Source organism: Enterococcus sp. AZ091 (genome assembly GCF_051714805.1).
Classification (GTDB): domain Bacteria; phylum Bacillota; class Bacilli; order Lactobacillales; family Enterococcaceae; genus Enterococcus_D; species Enterococcus_D gallinarum.
On the sequence record NZ_JBIOSO010000001.1, the window covers coordinates 319,882 to 333,813 of the forward strand.

The following is a 13,932-nucleotide window of genomic DNA, read 5'->3' on the forward strand; positions in this document are numbered from 1 at the left end:
ACATCCAATTAGGTTGTAACCTAATTTCATTATACATCCATAATGGTTGTAGTCAAGTATTTTTATTTTGGAGGTTTTTTTATGGAAACAAACATTCCTGACAGATTAAAACATCTCAGAGAATCAAAAAAATTGACTCAATCAGATATGGCAAAAATATTAGACATTACTTTACAAAGTTACCAACGCTTCGAATATGGGAGCAGACGTCCAAGCCTCGATATATTAATCGCCCTAGCCGACTACTTCCAGGTGTCGCTTGATTATTTAGTCGGTAGGTCAGACGAAAAATGATCGCTTAGGCGGTCTTTTTTCATTCAAACTGCGCCTCCGTCAGCTCGTAGTCTACTTTTTGTTGTGCTTGTTCAAATAACTTTTCTAAGTTATCTTCTGTCGCAAAGGGGATTATCTTTTCAACATTCGGAAATACCGTTTTGATAAAATCTAGTTTTTCTTTTGACATTTTTATCCATTCCTTTCCGTTGTATAATTTCCTTAAGAAAGCGAGTTAAATTGAGTAAACTTTACAAACCCGGCGAAGATAACAAACCTGCCGGTAAATACAAAGAAGTTGGTCCACGTGGCGGCAATGTACCTGGCGGGCATAATGCAACGATTGATAAAGGAGACCGACTTCCACCTACTTCAAAACCTAATAACAAATGGGCCAAGAAGTAATGTTCATTTGCTAGTTGTTCTTTTGAATGACTAGCTCTTTTTTTGAAAAACAATACGAACGACCAAATAAATTCATTTGAAGCCATGAAACAACAATTAGTTTTCCGTCGTCTGTTTTATATTTGGTTATATAATGCTTCATTTTTATTCACACCTCCTGTGCTGATTGATTTTTATTTATTACTTTTGATAAAATTCCCTATCAGTGAGTGGTCCACTGAAATACTGATAAGGAGGTGATTAATTTATGACAGTAACTATTCAATTAAAAAACGATTCTTTTGTCAGTGTTGAAAACTTTGAACATGTTGTTTACAACGATTTTTATTCTGGGGAACAAAAAATAACAAAAGATGCGATAAGCAAGTTTATTAAAAAAGATGATTTAGAATATACTTTTGTAGGAGAAAGTATTGTTTCTATTAAAGGTTCAGAAATCTTGTACATCATTTTTGATAAATAATTCTTATCAATCCCGTAGCTATTTCAAGTAGTTGCGGGTTTTTAACTGTTACATTTGCTTCAAAAATTGATTTTGCTACTTTTAATGCAGCTATTTCAGTTTCTTTTTTTAAATTTTTCAATTCCTCCACCTCTCTCACCTCCTATTATTTAAACCAAATGGATTATCTTTGACTTCACAGATTGTTTTTTCCATACGTTCAATATTTTTCAATACCTCTAGTTTCAAATCTTTATTAGCCTTAGTATCTTCTGCCAAAGTGCTAAGGCTTTCCGCTATACTTTCTAAAGCCGCAGCTATTCTTTCCAAGTCTTTCATCTCTCTCACCTCACTTCTATTTGCCGATTCAATCGGTTTTGATAAAATAGTTCTTGATACTCTCTAAGTTCTCCACGCATATGATCATACTGCCTAGCACTCAACTCAAATTTGTTGTCATATAGCAGCATTTGCAAAGTTTTCACCTTTTCTTTTGCATGGCTATGAATCAATAATTCTTGATTTAGTGTATAGGTCATTGGTATCCCCCGAGATACTTCCCAATCTCCTCATCAATGAATCTGATAAGGCCTTTTGCATTGAAAAGCCAACGATCACTTTGAGAATTGGGATAATAAACAAAGCCACCATTCTCGATATTTAATTTGTTAATCAATTTAGGATTATTTAAAATATTGTCTTTCAACCATTTACTAGATCTATTGCTCCTAGCGGTAAAATCTTTCATAGTAAAAATTTTTCCTGCAAACTCATTCTCTTCCAGCTCTTTTAAACGAGTTTTACTCACTAAAACCATTTCTTCCGGTATAGGAATTTTTATAGACAATTCCGCTTCAAGCTGTTGCATGTTTAATCCTCCTATCTGATTTTGTAATAAGAAATAATATCGGTCATTTGCTTCAAATGTCTTTCTGGATTATTTAGAATTTTCCGTAAATATTGTTCTGTAATCCCTAAAGCCGTTGCTACATCAGGAATTTCCCATTGATTTCTTTCAAAGTGATCCAGAATTTTTTGACGTGTTTCTTCGGCCTTTACCATAGCCCTATGCCCTCCTTTTTCTAAATTAGTAAACAAGTTCATCAACTAATTTCTAAATTCGATTGACAAATTTTAACACTAGGTGTTAAAATGAAATCACACTTAAATAAGACATTAAAAACATTGATTTTAAAGCTTTCTTGGCGGTTAGCATTTATTATCAGTAGTGTTTTTGTTGTCTGTTTAGTTGTTAAACTTGTTTACGAGAACAATTTTAACATTTAAAGTTAATTTTTGCAAGTATTTTTAACAAAAAATGTTAATTTTTTCTCGAACGAAAGGGACTGTTTATATGATAACGTTTGAGAGGATTAGGGAACTAGCAAGAAAACAAGGAAAATCACTAAATAAAGTTGAAGAGGAACTTGGATACGGAAAAAATGTCTTGTATAGATTAAAAGATTCCAAACCTTCTGCAGAACGATTAGAAGAGTTAGCAAACTACTTCGATGTATCTGTCGACTACCTGCTAGGTCGTGAAGAAACAAACAATTTAAACTCTTTCTTTCGCATCAACACTTCTAATCTAGATCCAGATATCAAAGAAGAAGTTGAAGAAGAGTTACGCAACTACAGCGAGTTTTTAATCAAAAAAGCATTGGAGAAAAAAGCGAAAAGAACTAAGTAGGTGTTTGTTTGATGAGTTTTATTGACGAGGGAATATATTTTGAGGCTTCCAATCTTGCGAATGAATTAGCTAAAGAAGTTGCAAGAGCATATAACATACCAATTTACTGTGTAAATTGTAGATATATTCGAAAATATGTGGAAGAATTTGAAGGTATATCTTTTTTGGAAGTTTCTTTTGGTAAACATTTGGATCAAATGTTATTAGGCGCAATTTCCAAAGTCTTTGGAGAAATTATTATCTCAATAAATAAGACTGTAATGTATGAACGAAAACTTTTCACATCTATGCATGAAGTTGGTCACTTTTATTTTGATTTAGAGGATTTGAACGCTGGGAATCAGTTAACCGATATGATTAGCGAAAACGGCTATTTACCCAAAGATTTCGCACGAGAATATCGAGCGAATGTTACCGCTAGTGTATTGATGGCAAATGATGAAGCTTTAAAATTTGCAATAAGGAATTTTAAAACTATAAAAGAAGTTGCAAATTATTTTTTTATGAGTAAAGCAGCATTGCGGATACGTTTGAGAGAGTATCTGATTTACCATTTGGAATGCTCACCAAACTATGCATTTCGATTGGTAAACGATTATGTATATTCTAGTGGGCAACTATTCAAGGCCGTTTTTTACAAATAAAAAGCCCATGCTGGGAACACGATATCTTATACATGTGAAGATTTATACAAAGCATCTTGAAGAAATGAGGTTGAAAAATATGTCGCTAGATTTTGTTGCCATTGACTTCGAAACCGCCAACAGTAAACGTTCTTCCCCTTGTTCTGTGGGTATGGCAAGAGTAGAAAATGGTATTATCGTAGATACTTACTACTCTTTAATTAATCCGGAATGTCAATTTGATGCATACAATATGTATATACATGGCATTACTCCAGAAATGGTCGTAACTGAGAAGATTTATCCGGATATCGCTAAAGATATATTAACCTTTTCTACTGACCTCCCGCTTGTTGCTCATTACGCACCTTTTGATATGGGTGTAATCAAAGATTCCAATGCACGATACAACATCTCAGATTTCAGAAAAAAATATTTTGACAGTTACTATTTAGCTAAACAATACATTTCTGCTTTAAGTTATAAGCTTAATCATTTAGCCAATCAGATTGGTTTTAGCTTTGAACATCATAATGCACTAGCCGATGCAGAAGCTTGCGCAAATTTAGTTAATTATTTATGTACTACCAATTCTTTCAATTGCATTGATGAACTAATATCTTCAGCAAAATACAAAAAATTTGGTGTGATTGATGGCTATAACGGATCAGGTTTCATAAAATCTAAAATATATGGAAACAAAAGTGAGAATTACACTCAGTATGTTCAGCAACTACTTGAATCAGTTGATCCAAGTAGTTTGGATACTACCCATATTTTTTATCAAAAAAAGGCTTGCTTTACTGGCACTTTAAAAAGTATGGCTCGTAAACAAGCTATGGCTATATTTGCTATGCTTGGTGGTATTCCTGAAAAAAATATTACAAAAACAACTAACTTTTTAATTATGGGCGATCAAGATATCAGAGTTGTTGGTGAAACTGGAAAATCATCCAAGATACTCAAAGCAGAACAGCTACTTACTAAAGGCCAAGAAATCCAATTACTCAGTGAAAATGAATTTTTAAGGATGATTGAATAATGATTGAATTAATCGAAACTACAGCAAATGAGTTTTGGCTTGTAGAAGAAACAGGTCAAACAAATGAAAATATAATTGGAAATGCAGTTAGACTATCTAAATATTTTGGTGATGACTATTATTTTATTCATGACGTCCCACTCATGAAAGTATCTTCAGTTAAAAATAGATCAAAACCTGAAAAAAATGAACTTCTATTTTTTGATTATGTGAAGCGCATGAAAGAAATTTCAGGACGAAAATTTATTGTTGAAGATTTCAACGTATCTCATTACTTAAAATCCCATTAGAGTGCGAAAAACACGCCCCACCGTCCAAAGTAAGAGCGTGTTTCAGAAAAAAACCTACACAATAGGCTTATTTGCTATGCCTATTGTATCAAAGAAAGTGAGTTGGTTCAATCATGGCTAGATATATAAAGAGAGGTAACTCATGGCAATATGAGATTTCTTACAAAGATGAAGATGGAAAATACAAGAAACTTAGAAAAAGCGGCTTTCCCAAAAAAGCAGATGCTATTGCAGCAGCTACAGATATTGAATCAAAACTTGCCAAAGGGTTAAGAGTAACTTCTAAAGATACTTTACTTTCAGATCATTTCGAACAATGGATGAATGTCTATAAAAAAGGAAAAGTTTCTGATGTTACTTTTAGGAAATATAATAATACACTAATGAACATTAAGAAATATTTTTCAGATGACACAATTAAAAAAATATCCAGAACACACTACCAAGAAAAGATAAATGAATTTTCAAAAGAACATGCTGATGCAACAGTCGAACGTTTCCATACTCAAATAAAGGCTAGTCTGCGCAATACTATCGACGAGGGTGTTATCCCCTACGATTTCACTAAAGGCGCTGTGATCAAAGGAGAAGCCCCTAGTATAAGCGAACAAGACAAGTTCTTGGATTATTCTGAGTTTGAAAGATTAGTTAACCTAGCAAGAGAAGGTTTAGATCCTCACTTTGCATCTCGTTTTATGATAGTTGTCGCAGCAGCAACAGGATTAAGATTCGGTGAATTACTTGGATTGACTTGGGATCGTGTGGATTTAAAACGCGGAAAAATATTCGTGGATCGTGCGTGGGATTACACAGAGACTCATACCTTCGTGCCACCAAAGAATGAGCAGTCTATTCGAAAAGTACCGTTAGATACAGAAACAAATGAAATCATGAAGACTTTCAAAAAGGAACAAAAAGAACTATTTAAAAAAATGAAAATCAAACCTAAATATGATTTTGTTTTCTACAATGCGAAAGAAGGATTGATTTCAAATAATGCGGTCAATAAAAAATTAAGAGAATTACTGAGACAATTAAAAATAGAGACACCCCTCACCATGCACGGTTTAAGGCACACTCACGCCTCTGTTTTGATTTTCAAGGGTGTTAACATTATGGCAGTCTCAAAACATCTAGGACACAAGAATTTGGCTGTTACGATGGAAGTATATAGCCATGCAGTGAAAGAACTAGAAGAACGAGAAGATGACCGGATTAAATCAATCTTCGATGACATTTACAAAAGTTAAATACGATTTGGCACAAGATTGGCACAAAAAGAGAGGCAAACCTTGATATAATAAGGTTTGCCTCTTAGTTTAAATGCCAGCTGCAGGATTCGAACCTGTGACCTACGCGTTACGAGTGCGTTGCTCTACCAACTGAGCTAAGCTGGCAACTAACACAAAGAAGATTATAAGAAAAAAACACAACTTTGTAAAGAGAAGTTTAGGGAAAAAATAGGATTACTGAAAATTTTCAAAAAATGTGGTATAATTTAACTATATCAAGGAGGTTTTTACATGGCAACATTTGGTAAGTTCGAAACAACCGTTGTCCCGTCAGCTGAAGGTGCAAATTTTGAGGTCGCTACTCCTGTCATGTTCACGATCCATGGAATAAAACAAACCGGTACAGTCACTAAGCAGCTTAAGAACTCTGCGGTTGTTGAATTGAATCAGACAGCGGAGAATCAAAAGCTTGTTACACAAAGTAATGGTGTATTGATCATTAATTATAAACAGTTAACGAAAATGTAGTTCGTTCAAAAGGAGACTGGGACAAGAGTGGTAATCTCCAAGAAATAAGGAGGAATACACGGAAATTGCTTTTCAAATGTTTGAGTAGTTTTTGAGTAGTTCGATTTATTTCCGAAGGAGTTGCTCCTACTCCCAGCGTTTAGACGTGTTTAGAGCGTGGAACAAAAGTGTTTTTCACTTTTTGTTCCACGCTCTTTCTTTTATTTTGTTCCAAACAAACGGTCACCAGCATCGCCTAATCCAGGAACGATGTAGCCATGTTCATTCAAGCGGTCATCTAAGCTTGCTGTGTAGATATCCACATCAGGATGGGCATCCTGCAATGCTTTCACACCTTCTGGCGCAGCAACTAGGCAAACAAACTTCATGTTAGAAGCACCGCGTTTTTTCAACGCATCGATGGCCATGATCGCTGAACCACCAGTTGCTAACATTGGATCAACAATAAATAACTGACGAGTGTCGATGTCTTCAGGCAATTTAACGAAATACTCATGTGGTTCAAGGGTTTCTTCATCACGATACATACCAATGTGTCCTACTTTAGCCGCTGGGATCAACTCTAGAATACCGTCGACCATGCCTAGTCCGGCCCGTAGAATCGGTACGATTGCTACTTTTTTACCACTAAGTGTTTTTTGGGTCGATTCTTCGATCGGTGTTTCGATCACTACATCTTCGAGGGGCATATCCCGTGATACTTCATACGCCATCAACATGGCGATTTCATCGACAACTTCACGGAACACTTTCGTTCCACAGTTCTTGTCGCGGATCATTGTTAATTTGTGTTGAATCAAGGGGTGGTCAATTACTTGGAATTTACCCATTTTAAAAGTCTCCTTTGGTTTTTCTTTTATTTTAAAGCAAATCAACGATTGATACAACCTTGCATCACGTCATAGCCATATTCCTTCAAAAAAGGATCTGAGCATCGGCTCAAACCCTTTTCCTGCTACATCTTAATACAACGGATACTTGTCCGTCAACTCTTTCACTTGTGCTTTTGCTTCTTCCAAAACAGCCGTATCTTCAGGGTGTTCCAACACTTTGACAATCAGTTTTGCTACTTCCACAGCATCTTCTTCTTTGAACCCACGGCTAGTGATTGCCGGTGTGCCGACACGAATACCGCTCGTTTTAAATGGGCTAAGGGTTTCAAATGGAATCGAATTTTTATTGACTGTGATGTTGACTTGGTCAAGCAATGCTTCGGCTTCTTTTCCGTTAAGCTCAAATCCTCGCACATCAATCAGCAATAAATGATTGTCCGTTGCACCAGAAACAAGCCGTGCTTGCGGTGCTTGATTGAACACTTTTGCCATTGCTTGCGCATTTCTGATCACTTGCTCTGAATAGGATTTGAAGTCTTCATCCAATGCTTCTTTGAATGCGACTGCCTTGGCAGCGACCACATGTTCCAAAGGTCCGCCTTGAATGCCAGGAAAGACTGCACTGTTGATTTTTTTCGCTAAGTCTTCGTCATTGGTCAAAATCAAGCCGCCACGAGGCCCTCTAAGGGTTTTGTGGGTCGTAGAAGTAGTGATGTCTGCATAAGGAACTGGATTTGGATGCAGACCAGCAGCAACTAATCCTGCGATATGTGCCATATCTACCATCAACTTAGCACCGACTTCATCAGCAATTTCACGGAATTTGGCAAAATCGATTGTTCGTGAATACGCACTTGCACCAGCAACGATCAATTTTGGTTGATGCTTTCTCGCTAAGATCCGTACGACATTATAATCAATCACTTCAGTCGCTGGGTCTACGCCATAGCTAACAAAGTGATAGGTTTTCCCACTAAAATTGACTGGAGAGCCATGGGTCAAATGCCCACCTGCGGATAGATCCATGCCCATCACCGTATCTCCTGGTTCAATCAACGCTAGATATGCTGCAGTATTGGCTTGTGAGCCTGAGTGAGGCTGTACGTTTGCATAGGCCGCACCAAAAAGTTCTTTGGCACGATCAATTGCTAAATTTTCAACAACATCGACAAATTCACAACCACCGTAGTAACGGCGACCTGGATATCCTTCGGCATATTTATTTGTTAAAATACTGCCTTGAGCCGCTCTTACACCTGCGGAAACGATATTTTCAGATGCGATCAATTCTAAATTGTTTTGTTGGCGATCCGCTTCCTTTTCAATGGCTTGCCATAAATCAGGATCAAACGTTTGATAGTCCATTCATACAACACCCCTTTACCTTAATGCTAGCATTGTATCATATTTCCTAAGCACTACCTATGATCAAAGCAGCGTTTTTTCTATTTTACCTGAAAAAAATTTTGATTGGCTGCTTTTTTCAAGCGATTCATATAGGCGCTGCCCATCCCTGTCTCAGGAAAAGCGGCCGCTAAAATGATCTCCAAGCCAGCGATCGATTCATCTAAGGCTCGCAAACCTGCAAAAAGTCCTTTTGCTGCTGCCTCAACCGTGTCGTCCGCATACATGTAAACAGCTGCTGTTTCAAATCTGGCTGTCTCACAAATTGATGGGCCTGCCAAGACACCTGCTCGCAATCGCTGCTGCTTGACCCAATCGAGTGCTGCTGGCCAGTCCTCTGACCGAACCATCACAACCTTTGTATCCGGAGCATAATGTTTGTATTTCATTCCCGGTGCTTTGGGTCTTTCACCTTCAGATACTAGGTGTTTATCTATTTCGACTTCACTGCCTAAAACCGTTTCTAATTGTTCTTTGGTCACGGCTCCTGGACGCAAGATCATTGGGTTTGCTGTCGGATCACTTAAATCCAAGACTGTTGATTCAACTCCGATACTAGTAGTCCCATCATCGATCACACCAGCTATCTTTCCTTTCAAATCATGCAATACATGTTCAGCTGAGGTCGGACTTGGCTTGCCAGAGGTATTTGCGCTAGGTCCGACTAGTGGGACATGTGCCTGTTTAATGACTGAAAGTGTTTTTTTATTCGCTGGCATACGGAATGCCGCTGTGGATAACCCCCCGGTCACAATAGACGGTAAACTGTTATTTTTGATAGAAAAAATCAATGTTAGGGGGCCAGGCCAAAACTTTGCCATCAATTTTTCCGCTGCTGGATGCAAGTTATCCACATAATCCTTCAGTTGTTCCGGGTCGGCGAGATGGACGATCAATGGGTTGTCACTAGGTCTTCCTTTGACGGCATAGACTTGTGCTACCGCTTCAGGCAAAAGAGCGTTGGCGCCTAAGCCATACACTGTTTCTGTAGGAAAAGCAACTAATTCACCCGCGGCTAAAATTTTTGCTGCTTCGGATAATTGTTCTTCACTAAATTTTTTTGTTTCCACAGTTTATCCACATCCTTTTTTTGAGGACTTCCACACTTATCAACATTTTTTCGGTTTTTATCCACATTTTGTGGATAAATCGTTTGTCAAGTGTGGATAACCCTGTTCATAACTTTTATTCGCAAGTAAGTCTTACTCTATCACTGTTTTTTATCAAAAAAATTTTTCAAAAAAATGGTTGTCCACATGCTGTGGATTATTGTACTGCGACCAACCGATCTTTTCCAGATAAATCTTGAATGACCGTAACTTTTTTATCTGGAAAAGCTTCCGCAAAAATACGCTGGACAGATTTACCTTGTTGAAAACCGATTTCGACGAAGATTTTTCCGTCAGGTGTCAATAACTTCTTTGCCTGGTCTGCGATCTTACGATACATCACTAGACCATTCTCCGCTGCAAAAAGGGCCATTTGGGGTTCAAACTGACGCACACTGGCATCCATCAGCTCCCACTCCTGCTCACTGATATAAGGCGGGTTTGATACAATGATGTCCCATGATTGATCCCCCACTGGTGTCAGCGTGTCGCCTTGATAAAAAGCGACCTCCGCACCTAATTGCGCCGCATTCTCTTTAGCTACCGCCAATGCGGCCTCTGAAAGATCAACAGCAGCGATCTGCCAGTGAGGACGTGCCAATTTCAAAGAGACCGCGATCGCACCTGTCCCTGTCCCAATATCTACGACCCGCAAATTCTCTGCAGGTTCTGTTTGCTCCAGACATAAAGCGACTAATTCTTCCGTTTCCGGTCGAGGAATCAATGTGTCTTCTGTTACTTTGAAGCGATGGCCATAAAACTCTTCATAGCCTAAAAGGTATTGGGGGGGACGATACGCTAAAAGCTGCTGCAGATCTGCTTCAATTTGCACTTCATCAGCTGGCGAAATTTGCTGATCCATATGCAGCAACCAATCTAGTTTTTGCCAATTTTTACGAGCCAGAAAAAGGTATTGGATCGCATACCCTTCCAGTCCCTTTGTTTCTAAAAAAGAAGAAGCCCGTGAAAGGACTTCTCGATAGGTTTTACCCATTTTGCATTTCTTCCAATTTTGATGTTTGATCGTACATGATCAATGCATCAATGATCTCATCAAGTTTTCCAGCCAAAATTTGATCCAATTTTTGGATAGTCAACCCGATGCGGTGGTCCGTCACCCGATTTTGCGGAAAGTTATACGTACGGATCCGTTCAGAACGATCCCCAGTTCCCACTGCTGATTTACGATTTGCATCGTATTCGCTTCGTGCTTCTTGCTGGATTTGGTCGTATACTCTTGCCCGCAAAACTTTCATCGCTTTCTCACGGTTCTTCAACTGTGAACGCTCATCCTGCATGGCAACGACGATGCCAGTCGGCAAGTGTGTCAAGCGGACAGCTGATGCCGTTTTGTTGACGTGCTGACCACCAGCGCCTGAAGCATGATAGATATCTGTTCGGATATCTTTATCAGCAATATCGATCTCTACTTCTTCTGCTTCTGGCATCACGACTACGGTTGCTGTAGATGTGTGGATTCGTCCTTGAGATTCTGTCGACGGCACGCGTTGTACCCGATGCGCGCCACTTTCATATTTCAATTTTGAATAGACATTCTCACCGCTGATCATCATGATGACTTCTTTGTAGCCGCCGATGCCGGTAACGTTGGCATCCATCACTTCGACTTTCCAACCTTGTGTTTCCGCATATTTCTGATACATATTAAAGAGATCTCCAGCAAATAGTGCCGCTTCATCTCCACCCGCAGCCCCGCGAATTTCCATGATAATGTTTTTGTCATCATTGGGATCTTTTGGTAATAATAAGATTTTGATGCGATCTTCAAGAACATCTTTTTCTTTTTTTAAGTCAGATAGTTCTTCTTTAGCCATTTCTGCCATTTCTGCATCCAAGTTTTCGCCCAATAGTTCCTCTGTATCTTTGATGCCTTCAACGACTTCTTTGTAACGGCGATACACTTCGACAGTCTCTCGGGTATTTGCTTCTTCTTTGGACAACTGCATGAACCGTTTCGTATCTGAAATGACAGCGGGATCACTAAGCAGTTCGCCTAGTTCTTCATAACGGTCTTCAATCGCTTGTAACTGATCGTACATGTTTTATTCTCCTTCTTTTTTGATTCCAGGGTGAAAATAGTGTTTGCGACAAACAGGGTAATAGGCTTCATTACCGCCAATTTGAACTTGATCGCCTTCATAGACTGGTTTACCGTCAATGTAATGCAGATTCATGGTCGCCTTTTTGTGGCAGAACCAGCAGATCGTTTTCATTTCTTCAATTTTATCTGCATAAAGAAGCAGATATTTAGAACCTTCGAATAATTCGTTGCGAAAATCATTTTTTAAACCAAATGCCATCACAGGAATGCCTAATTCGTCTACGATTTTAGTAAACGCCAAGACATGGTGTTTTTTCAAAAACTGTGCCTCATCAATCAAAATGCAATAGGGTTGATATCCTAGATCTTTTACTAAATGATACAAATCGGTCTCATCGAAAATCGGAATGGCGTCACGCTCTAACCCAATACGACTGGAAACTGTTCCGATCCCGCTTCGGGTATCGATGCCGCTGGTCATAATCACGACCGGCTTGTCTTGTTCTTCATAATTATGTGCAACTTTTAAAATCTCGATCGTTTTGCCACTATTCATCGCGCCATATTTAAAAAAAAGTTGTGCCATCTTGCCCATCCTTCCTGATACTCCTTTGGTATTATACTTGAAAACAAGGAATTTTTACAGGTTTAAATTCAGAAGTCGCTAAGAGGGGTACTGAACAGAACGATGCCTGCAAATGATTGGCTTTACTGCCCGTTTTCCTTCTGCGCCACGTCTCTCAAAATAGTCAATACTTGTTCGTACTCGGGATTCATCTGTCCCTGATAGTCTGTATCAATAAGTTTGAAGCCTAGTTGTTGATACAGTCCAATCGCAGCATGACTCCATGTTTGCGTATGGAGATAAATAGCGGCAGCAGATTCTTCGGAATCTGCCGTTTGGTTCTGGCATGTTTCTATAACTTTGGTTACCAAGCCGCGAGCGATCCCTTGTCTTTGAGCGCTGGGAATGACTGCTACCCAATGAACGAGCGGCACAATGTTGCCATCTTGCTTCTTCTTCCACCAAGCAGTCGCTGTTCCTACCTTTGTTCCTTCTGGATCCACTGCAAAAAACATTCGTTGCGGCAATTGAGATTCATAGGGGAGAAAGTCTTTTTCAAAATACGCAAGTGCCGCGGCTTCTGTATCAAATTCTCCCACCGCTGTCTCAATCCGCGCCCACTCACTCGCATCACCGGATTGATAAGGTTGAATGATGTAGTTATTTGAGGCAGGGACCGGTGCTACTTCATCCGCAGCCATGCGCTCCATCCAAATTTCTGCATAAGGAATTGATTTGTCTAACATAGAGATACCTCACTTTAGTTTTTTTGGAAAACAGATCGTTTGCTTCAAGGCTATTCTTGAAACTGTTTCGTATCCTCCAAGATCATCGTGATCATTTCAGATATTGTCTGCTTCTCTGTAAACATCTTCTCTTTTGAGAGGACTGATTTATTACTCGTATCATTGCTCTTGGACGCTATGCCGTTTTCCCCAAAGAGAAGGTCTTTTTCGAGCCACCACTTTTGTAGCGATGATTCGGAAAAAAATGCCCGTTGTGGCCGTGTTCGGTGTCTTTCAATCGTTGTTTGAAAAGGCACATCAAAATAATAAATGAGACACTTCTCAAAGGATTCTAGTAAAAAGAGCAAGAAGTCCTGGTATTTTTCACGGGCAAAAATTCCCTCAACGATGATGAAAGGAACCTTCCCTCGCGCATATAAAAGGGCCTCCCTCATTAGACCTACAGCATGATTATTAGGCGTATCTTTCACGTGAAAAATTTCTCGGCGAAATACATCCAGTGAGATCAACACCGCTTCTGCCCCTAATTGTTGATGCAGCGCTTTTGCTACTGTCGTTTTTCCGCTGCCAGAATTCCCCCGCAATAAAATGATAATCGTATCCACAGCAAACCTCGCTTTCTTTGGCCGTTTCTTATAAGCATATCGCTTGTCTTTCTCTATAAGAAGCATACCATAAAACCAAAGGA

The 13,932-nt window shown here is 38.9% G+C and carries 24 protein-coding genes and 1 tRNA gene; 9 read left to right on the top strand and 16 right to left on the bottom strand.

The annotated features are described in order from the left end of the window. Positions 1-81 precede the first annotated feature (81 nt). Positions 82-294: a helix-turn-helix domain-containing protein gene (locus IGJ28_RS01595; RefSeq protein WP_252712301.1), complete on the top strand. Its 213-nt coding sequence runs from the start codon at positions 82-84 to the stop codon at positions 292-294. 19 nt (positions 295-313) lie between these two features. On the opposite strand, the gene IGJ28_RS01600 is transcribed toward IGJ28_RS01595, so the two are convergent. After that, the gene (locus tag IGJ28_RS01600; protein ID WP_252712298.1) at positions 314-463 is read right to left on the bottom strand and encodes a hypothetical protein; all 150 of its coding nucleotides are present in this window, start codon (positions 461-463) and stop codon (positions 314-316) included. Between the two features lie 50 nt (positions 464-513). Between IGJ28_RS01600 and IGJ28_RS01605 the strand changes: the two genes are divergently transcribed. Next, positions 514-678, top strand: a complete 165-nt coding sequence (locus IGJ28_RS01605; protein ID WP_252712297.1) for a YjzC family protein — start codon at positions 514-516, stop codon at positions 676-678. A 10-nt stretch (positions 679-688) separates the two neighbouring features. Here IGJ28_RS01605 and IGJ28_RS01610 read toward each other — a convergent pair whose 3' ends face one another. Next, positions 689-820 carry a hypothetical protein gene (locus tag IGJ28_RS01610; protein ID WP_301554800.1) on the bottom strand — a complete coding sequence of 44 codons (132 nt, stop codon included), beginning with the start codon at positions 818-820 and terminating at the stop codon, positions 689-691. A gap of 105 nt (positions 821-925) precedes the next feature. On the opposite strand from IGJ28_RS01610, the gene IGJ28_RS01615 reads away from it, so the two are divergent. After that, a complete protein-coding gene (locus tag IGJ28_RS01615; RefSeq protein WP_252712296.1) occupies positions 926-1,141 on the top strand; it encodes a hypothetical protein in 216 nt (71 codons plus the stop codon). On the opposite strand, the gene IGJ28_RS01620 is transcribed toward IGJ28_RS01615, so the two are convergent. The 5 genes from IGJ28_RS01620 to IGJ28_RS01640 are packed head-to-tail and all read right to left on the bottom strand — an operon-like array spanning position 1,125 to position 2,182. Next, positions 1,125-1,271 (bottom strand): hypothetical protein, encoded by a 147-nt coding sequence (locus tag IGJ28_RS01620; RefSeq protein ID WP_252712295.1) that lies wholly within the window; start codon positions 1,269-1,271, stop codon positions 1,125-1,127. The two genes, IGJ28_RS01615 and IGJ28_RS01620, sit on opposite strands and share 17 nt — an antisense overlap. 5 nt (positions 1,272-1,276) lie before the next feature. Next, positions 1,277-1,459, bottom strand: a complete 183-nt coding sequence (locus tag IGJ28_RS01625; protein ID WP_252712294.1) for a hypothetical protein — start codon at positions 1,457-1,459, stop codon at positions 1,277-1,279. A gap of 5 nt (positions 1,460-1,464) precedes the next feature. Continuing rightward, on the bottom strand, positions 1,465-1,659 hold the full coding sequence (locus IGJ28_RS01630) for a hypothetical protein (protein ID WP_252712293.1): 195 nt from the start codon (positions 1,657-1,659) through the stop codon (positions 1,465-1,467). Further along, positions 1,656-1,988 carry a DUF771 domain-containing protein gene (locus tag IGJ28_RS01635; protein WP_252712292.1) on the bottom strand — a complete coding sequence of 111 codons (333 nt, stop codon included), beginning with the start codon at positions 1,986-1,988 and terminating at the stop codon, positions 1,656-1,658. The genes IGJ28_RS01630 and IGJ28_RS01635 overlap by 4 nt, the downstream gene beginning before the upstream one ends. A gap of 11 nt (positions 1,989-1,999) precedes the next feature. After that, positions 2,000-2,182 (bottom strand): hypothetical protein, encoded by a 183-nt coding sequence (locus IGJ28_RS01640; RefSeq protein ID WP_252712291.1) that lies wholly within the window; start codon positions 2,180-2,182, stop codon positions 2,000-2,002. A gap of 292 nt (positions 2,183-2,474) precedes the next feature. Here IGJ28_RS01640 and IGJ28_RS01645 point away from each other — a divergent pair, with 292 nt between their 5' ends. From IGJ28_RS01645 to IGJ28_RS01665, 5 genes are all read left to right on the top strand, one after another. Next, complete coding sequence (locus IGJ28_RS01645; RefSeq protein ID WP_252712290.1) at positions 2,475-2,810, top strand: helix-turn-helix domain-containing protein; 336 nt, start codon at positions 2,475-2,477, stop codon at positions 2,808-2,810. 11 nt (positions 2,811-2,821) lie between these two features. Next, positions 2,822-3,454: an ImmA/IrrE family metallo-endopeptidase gene (locus IGJ28_RS01650; RefSeq protein WP_252712289.1), complete on the top strand. Its 633-nt coding sequence runs from the start codon at positions 2,822-2,824 to the stop codon at positions 3,452-3,454. A gap of 34 nt (positions 3,455-3,488) precedes the next feature. After that, positions 3,489-4,475, top strand: coding sequence for an exonuclease domain-containing protein (locus IGJ28_RS01655; RefSeq protein ID WP_438845105.1), 987 nt, complete (start codon positions 3,489-3,491; stop codon positions 4,473-4,475). Beyond that, complete coding sequence (locus tag IGJ28_RS01660; protein ID WP_252712287.1) at positions 4,475-4,765, top strand: hypothetical protein; 291 nt, start codon at positions 4,475-4,477, stop codon at positions 4,763-4,765. The genes IGJ28_RS01655 and IGJ28_RS01660 overlap by 1 nt, the downstream gene beginning before the upstream one ends. A gap of 113 nt (positions 4,766-4,878) precedes the next feature. Continuing rightward, positions 4,879-6,015, top strand: a complete 1,137-nt coding sequence (locus IGJ28_RS01665; RefSeq protein ID WP_438845106.1) for a tyrosine-type recombinase/integrase — start codon at positions 4,879-4,881, stop codon at positions 6,013-6,015. A gap of 74 nt (positions 6,016-6,089) precedes the next feature. On the opposite strand, the gene IGJ28_RS01670 is transcribed toward IGJ28_RS01665, so the two are convergent. Continuing rightward, positions 6,090-6,162 (bottom strand) — tRNA-Thr (locus IGJ28_RS01670). Between the two features lie 126 nt (positions 6,163-6,288). Between IGJ28_RS01670 and IGJ28_RS01675 the strand changes: the two genes are divergently transcribed. Then, positions 6,289-6,525: a hypothetical protein gene (locus tag IGJ28_RS01675; protein ID WP_003128523.1), complete on the top strand. Its 237-nt coding sequence runs from the start codon at positions 6,289-6,291 to the stop codon at positions 6,523-6,525. Positions 6,526-6,725: 200 nt separating this feature from the next. Here IGJ28_RS01675 and upp read toward each other — a convergent pair whose 3' ends face one another. From upp to IGJ28_RS01715, 8 genes are all read right to left on the bottom strand, one after another. Next, the gene (upp, locus tag IGJ28_RS01680; RefSeq protein WP_005472811.1) at positions 6,726-7,355 is read right to left on the bottom strand and encodes a uracil phosphoribosyltransferase; all 630 of its coding nucleotides are present in this window, start codon (positions 7,353-7,355) and stop codon (positions 6,726-6,728) included. Positions 7,356-7,487: 132 nt separating this feature from the next. Further along, a complete protein-coding gene (gene glyA / locus IGJ28_RS01685) occupies positions 7,488-8,723 on the bottom strand; it encodes a serine hydroxymethyltransferase (RefSeq protein ID WP_005472813.1) in 1,236 nt (411 codons plus the stop codon). 80 nt (positions 8,724-8,803) lie between these two features. Beyond that, on the bottom strand, positions 8,804-9,832 hold the full coding sequence (locus IGJ28_RS01690) for an L-threonylcarbamoyladenylate synthase (protein WP_252712285.1): 1,029 nt from the start codon (positions 9,830-9,832) through the stop codon (positions 8,804-8,806). 196 nt (positions 9,833-10,028) lie between these two features. Continuing rightward, complete coding sequence (gene prmC, locus IGJ28_RS01695; RefSeq protein ID WP_252712284.1) at positions 10,029-10,865, bottom strand: peptide chain release factor N(5)-glutamine methyltransferase; 837 nt, start codon at positions 10,863-10,865, stop codon at positions 10,029-10,031. Then, entirely contained in the window at positions 10,858-11,931 is a 1,074-nt protein-coding gene (gene prfA / locus IGJ28_RS01700; protein WP_003128515.1) for a peptide chain release factor 1, read from the bottom strand. The genes prmC and prfA overlap by 8 nt, the downstream gene beginning before the upstream one ends. A 3-nt stretch (positions 11,932-11,934) precedes the next feature. Further along, on the bottom strand, positions 11,935-12,519 hold the full coding sequence (locus IGJ28_RS01705) for a thymidine kinase (RefSeq protein ID WP_029487305.1): 585 nt from the start codon (positions 12,517-12,519) through the stop codon (positions 11,935-11,937). Positions 12,520-12,641: 122 nt separating this feature from the next. Further along, positions 12,642-13,244: a GNAT family N-acetyltransferase gene (locus IGJ28_RS01710; protein ID WP_156248032.1), complete on the bottom strand. Its 603-nt coding sequence runs from the start codon at positions 13,242-13,244 to the stop codon at positions 12,642-12,644. A gap of 50 nt (positions 13,245-13,294) precedes the next feature. Further along, positions 13,295-13,849 carry an AAA family ATPase gene (locus tag IGJ28_RS01715; RefSeq protein ID WP_252712282.1) on the bottom strand — a complete coding sequence of 185 codons (555 nt, stop codon included), beginning with the start codon at positions 13,847-13,849 and terminating at the stop codon, positions 13,295-13,297. Positions 13,850-13,932 lie beyond the last annotated feature (83 nt).

Excerpts from the sequence above, each read along its gene's own strand:
- IGJ28_RS01660 (WP_252712287.1), top strand. The coding sequence starts at position 4,475 with ATGATTGAATTAATCGAAACTACAGCAAATGAGTTTTGGCTTGTAGAA.
- IGJ28_RS01615 (WP_252712296.1), top strand. The coding sequence starts at position 926 with ATGACAGTAACTATTCAATTAAAAAACGATTCTTTTGTCAGTGTTGAA.
- IGJ28_RS01665 (WP_438845106.1), top strand. The coding sequence starts at position 4,879 with ATGGCTAGATATATAAAGAGAGGTAACTCATGGCAATATGAGATTTCT.
- IGJ28_RS01675 (WP_003128523.1), top strand. The coding sequence starts at position 6,289 with ATGGCAACATTTGGTAAGTTCGAAACAACCGTTGTCCCGTCAGCTGAA.
- IGJ28_RS01635 (WP_252712292.1), bottom strand. The coding sequence starts at position 1,988 with ATGCAACAGCTTGAAGCGGAATTGTCTATAAAAATTCCTATACCGGAA.
- IGJ28_RS01610 (WP_301554800.1), bottom strand. The coding sequence starts at position 820 with ATGAAGCATTATATAACCAAATATAAAACAGACGACGGAAAACTAATT.
- IGJ28_RS01640 (WP_252712291.1), bottom strand. The coding sequence starts at position 2,182 with ATGGTAAAGGCCGAAGAAACACGTCAAAAAATTCTGGATCACTTTGAA.
- prmC (WP_252712284.1), bottom strand. The coding sequence starts at position 10,865 with ATGGGTAAAACCTATCGAGAAGTCCTTTCACGGGCTTCTTCTTTTTTA.
- IGJ28_RS01710 (WP_156248032.1), bottom strand. The coding sequence starts at position 13,244 with ATGTTAGACAAATCAATTCCTTATGCAGAAATTTGGATGGAGCGCATG.
- IGJ28_RS01595 (WP_252712301.1), top strand. The coding sequence starts at position 82 with ATGGAAACAAACATTCCTGACAGATTAAAACATCTCAGAGAATCAAAA.
- IGJ28_RS01705 (WP_029487305.1), bottom strand. The coding sequence starts at position 12,519 with ATGGCACAACTTTTTTTTAAATATGGCGCGATGAATAGTGGCAAAACG.
- IGJ28_RS01625 (WP_252712294.1), bottom strand. The coding sequence starts at position 1,459 with ATGAAAGACTTGGAAAGAATAGCTGCGGCTTTAGAAAGTATAGCGGAA.
- upp (WP_005472811.1), bottom strand. The coding sequence starts at position 7,355 with ATGGGTAAATTCCAAGTAATTGACCACCCCTTGATTCAACACAAATTA.
- IGJ28_RS01645 (WP_252712290.1), top strand. The coding sequence starts at position 2,475 with ATGATAACGTTTGAGAGGATTAGGGAACTAGCAAGAAAACAAGGAAAA.
- glyA (WP_005472813.1), bottom strand. The coding sequence starts at position 8,723 with ATGGACTATCAAACGTTTGATCCTGATTTATGGCAAGCCATTGAAAAG.
- IGJ28_RS01600 (WP_252712298.1), bottom strand. The coding sequence starts at position 463 with ATGTCAAAAGAAAAACTAGATTTTATCAAAACGGTATTTCCGAATGTT.
- IGJ28_RS01630 (WP_252712293.1), bottom strand. The coding sequence starts at position 1,659 with ATGACCTATACACTAAATCAAGAATTATTGATTCATAGCCATGCAAAA.
- prfA (WP_003128515.1), bottom strand. The coding sequence starts at position 11,931 with ATGTACGATCAGTTACAAGCGATTGAAGACCGTTATGAAGAACTAGGC.
- IGJ28_RS01650 (WP_252712289.1), top strand. The coding sequence starts at position 2,822 with ATGAGTTTTATTGACGAGGGAATATATTTTGAGGCTTCCAATCTTGCG.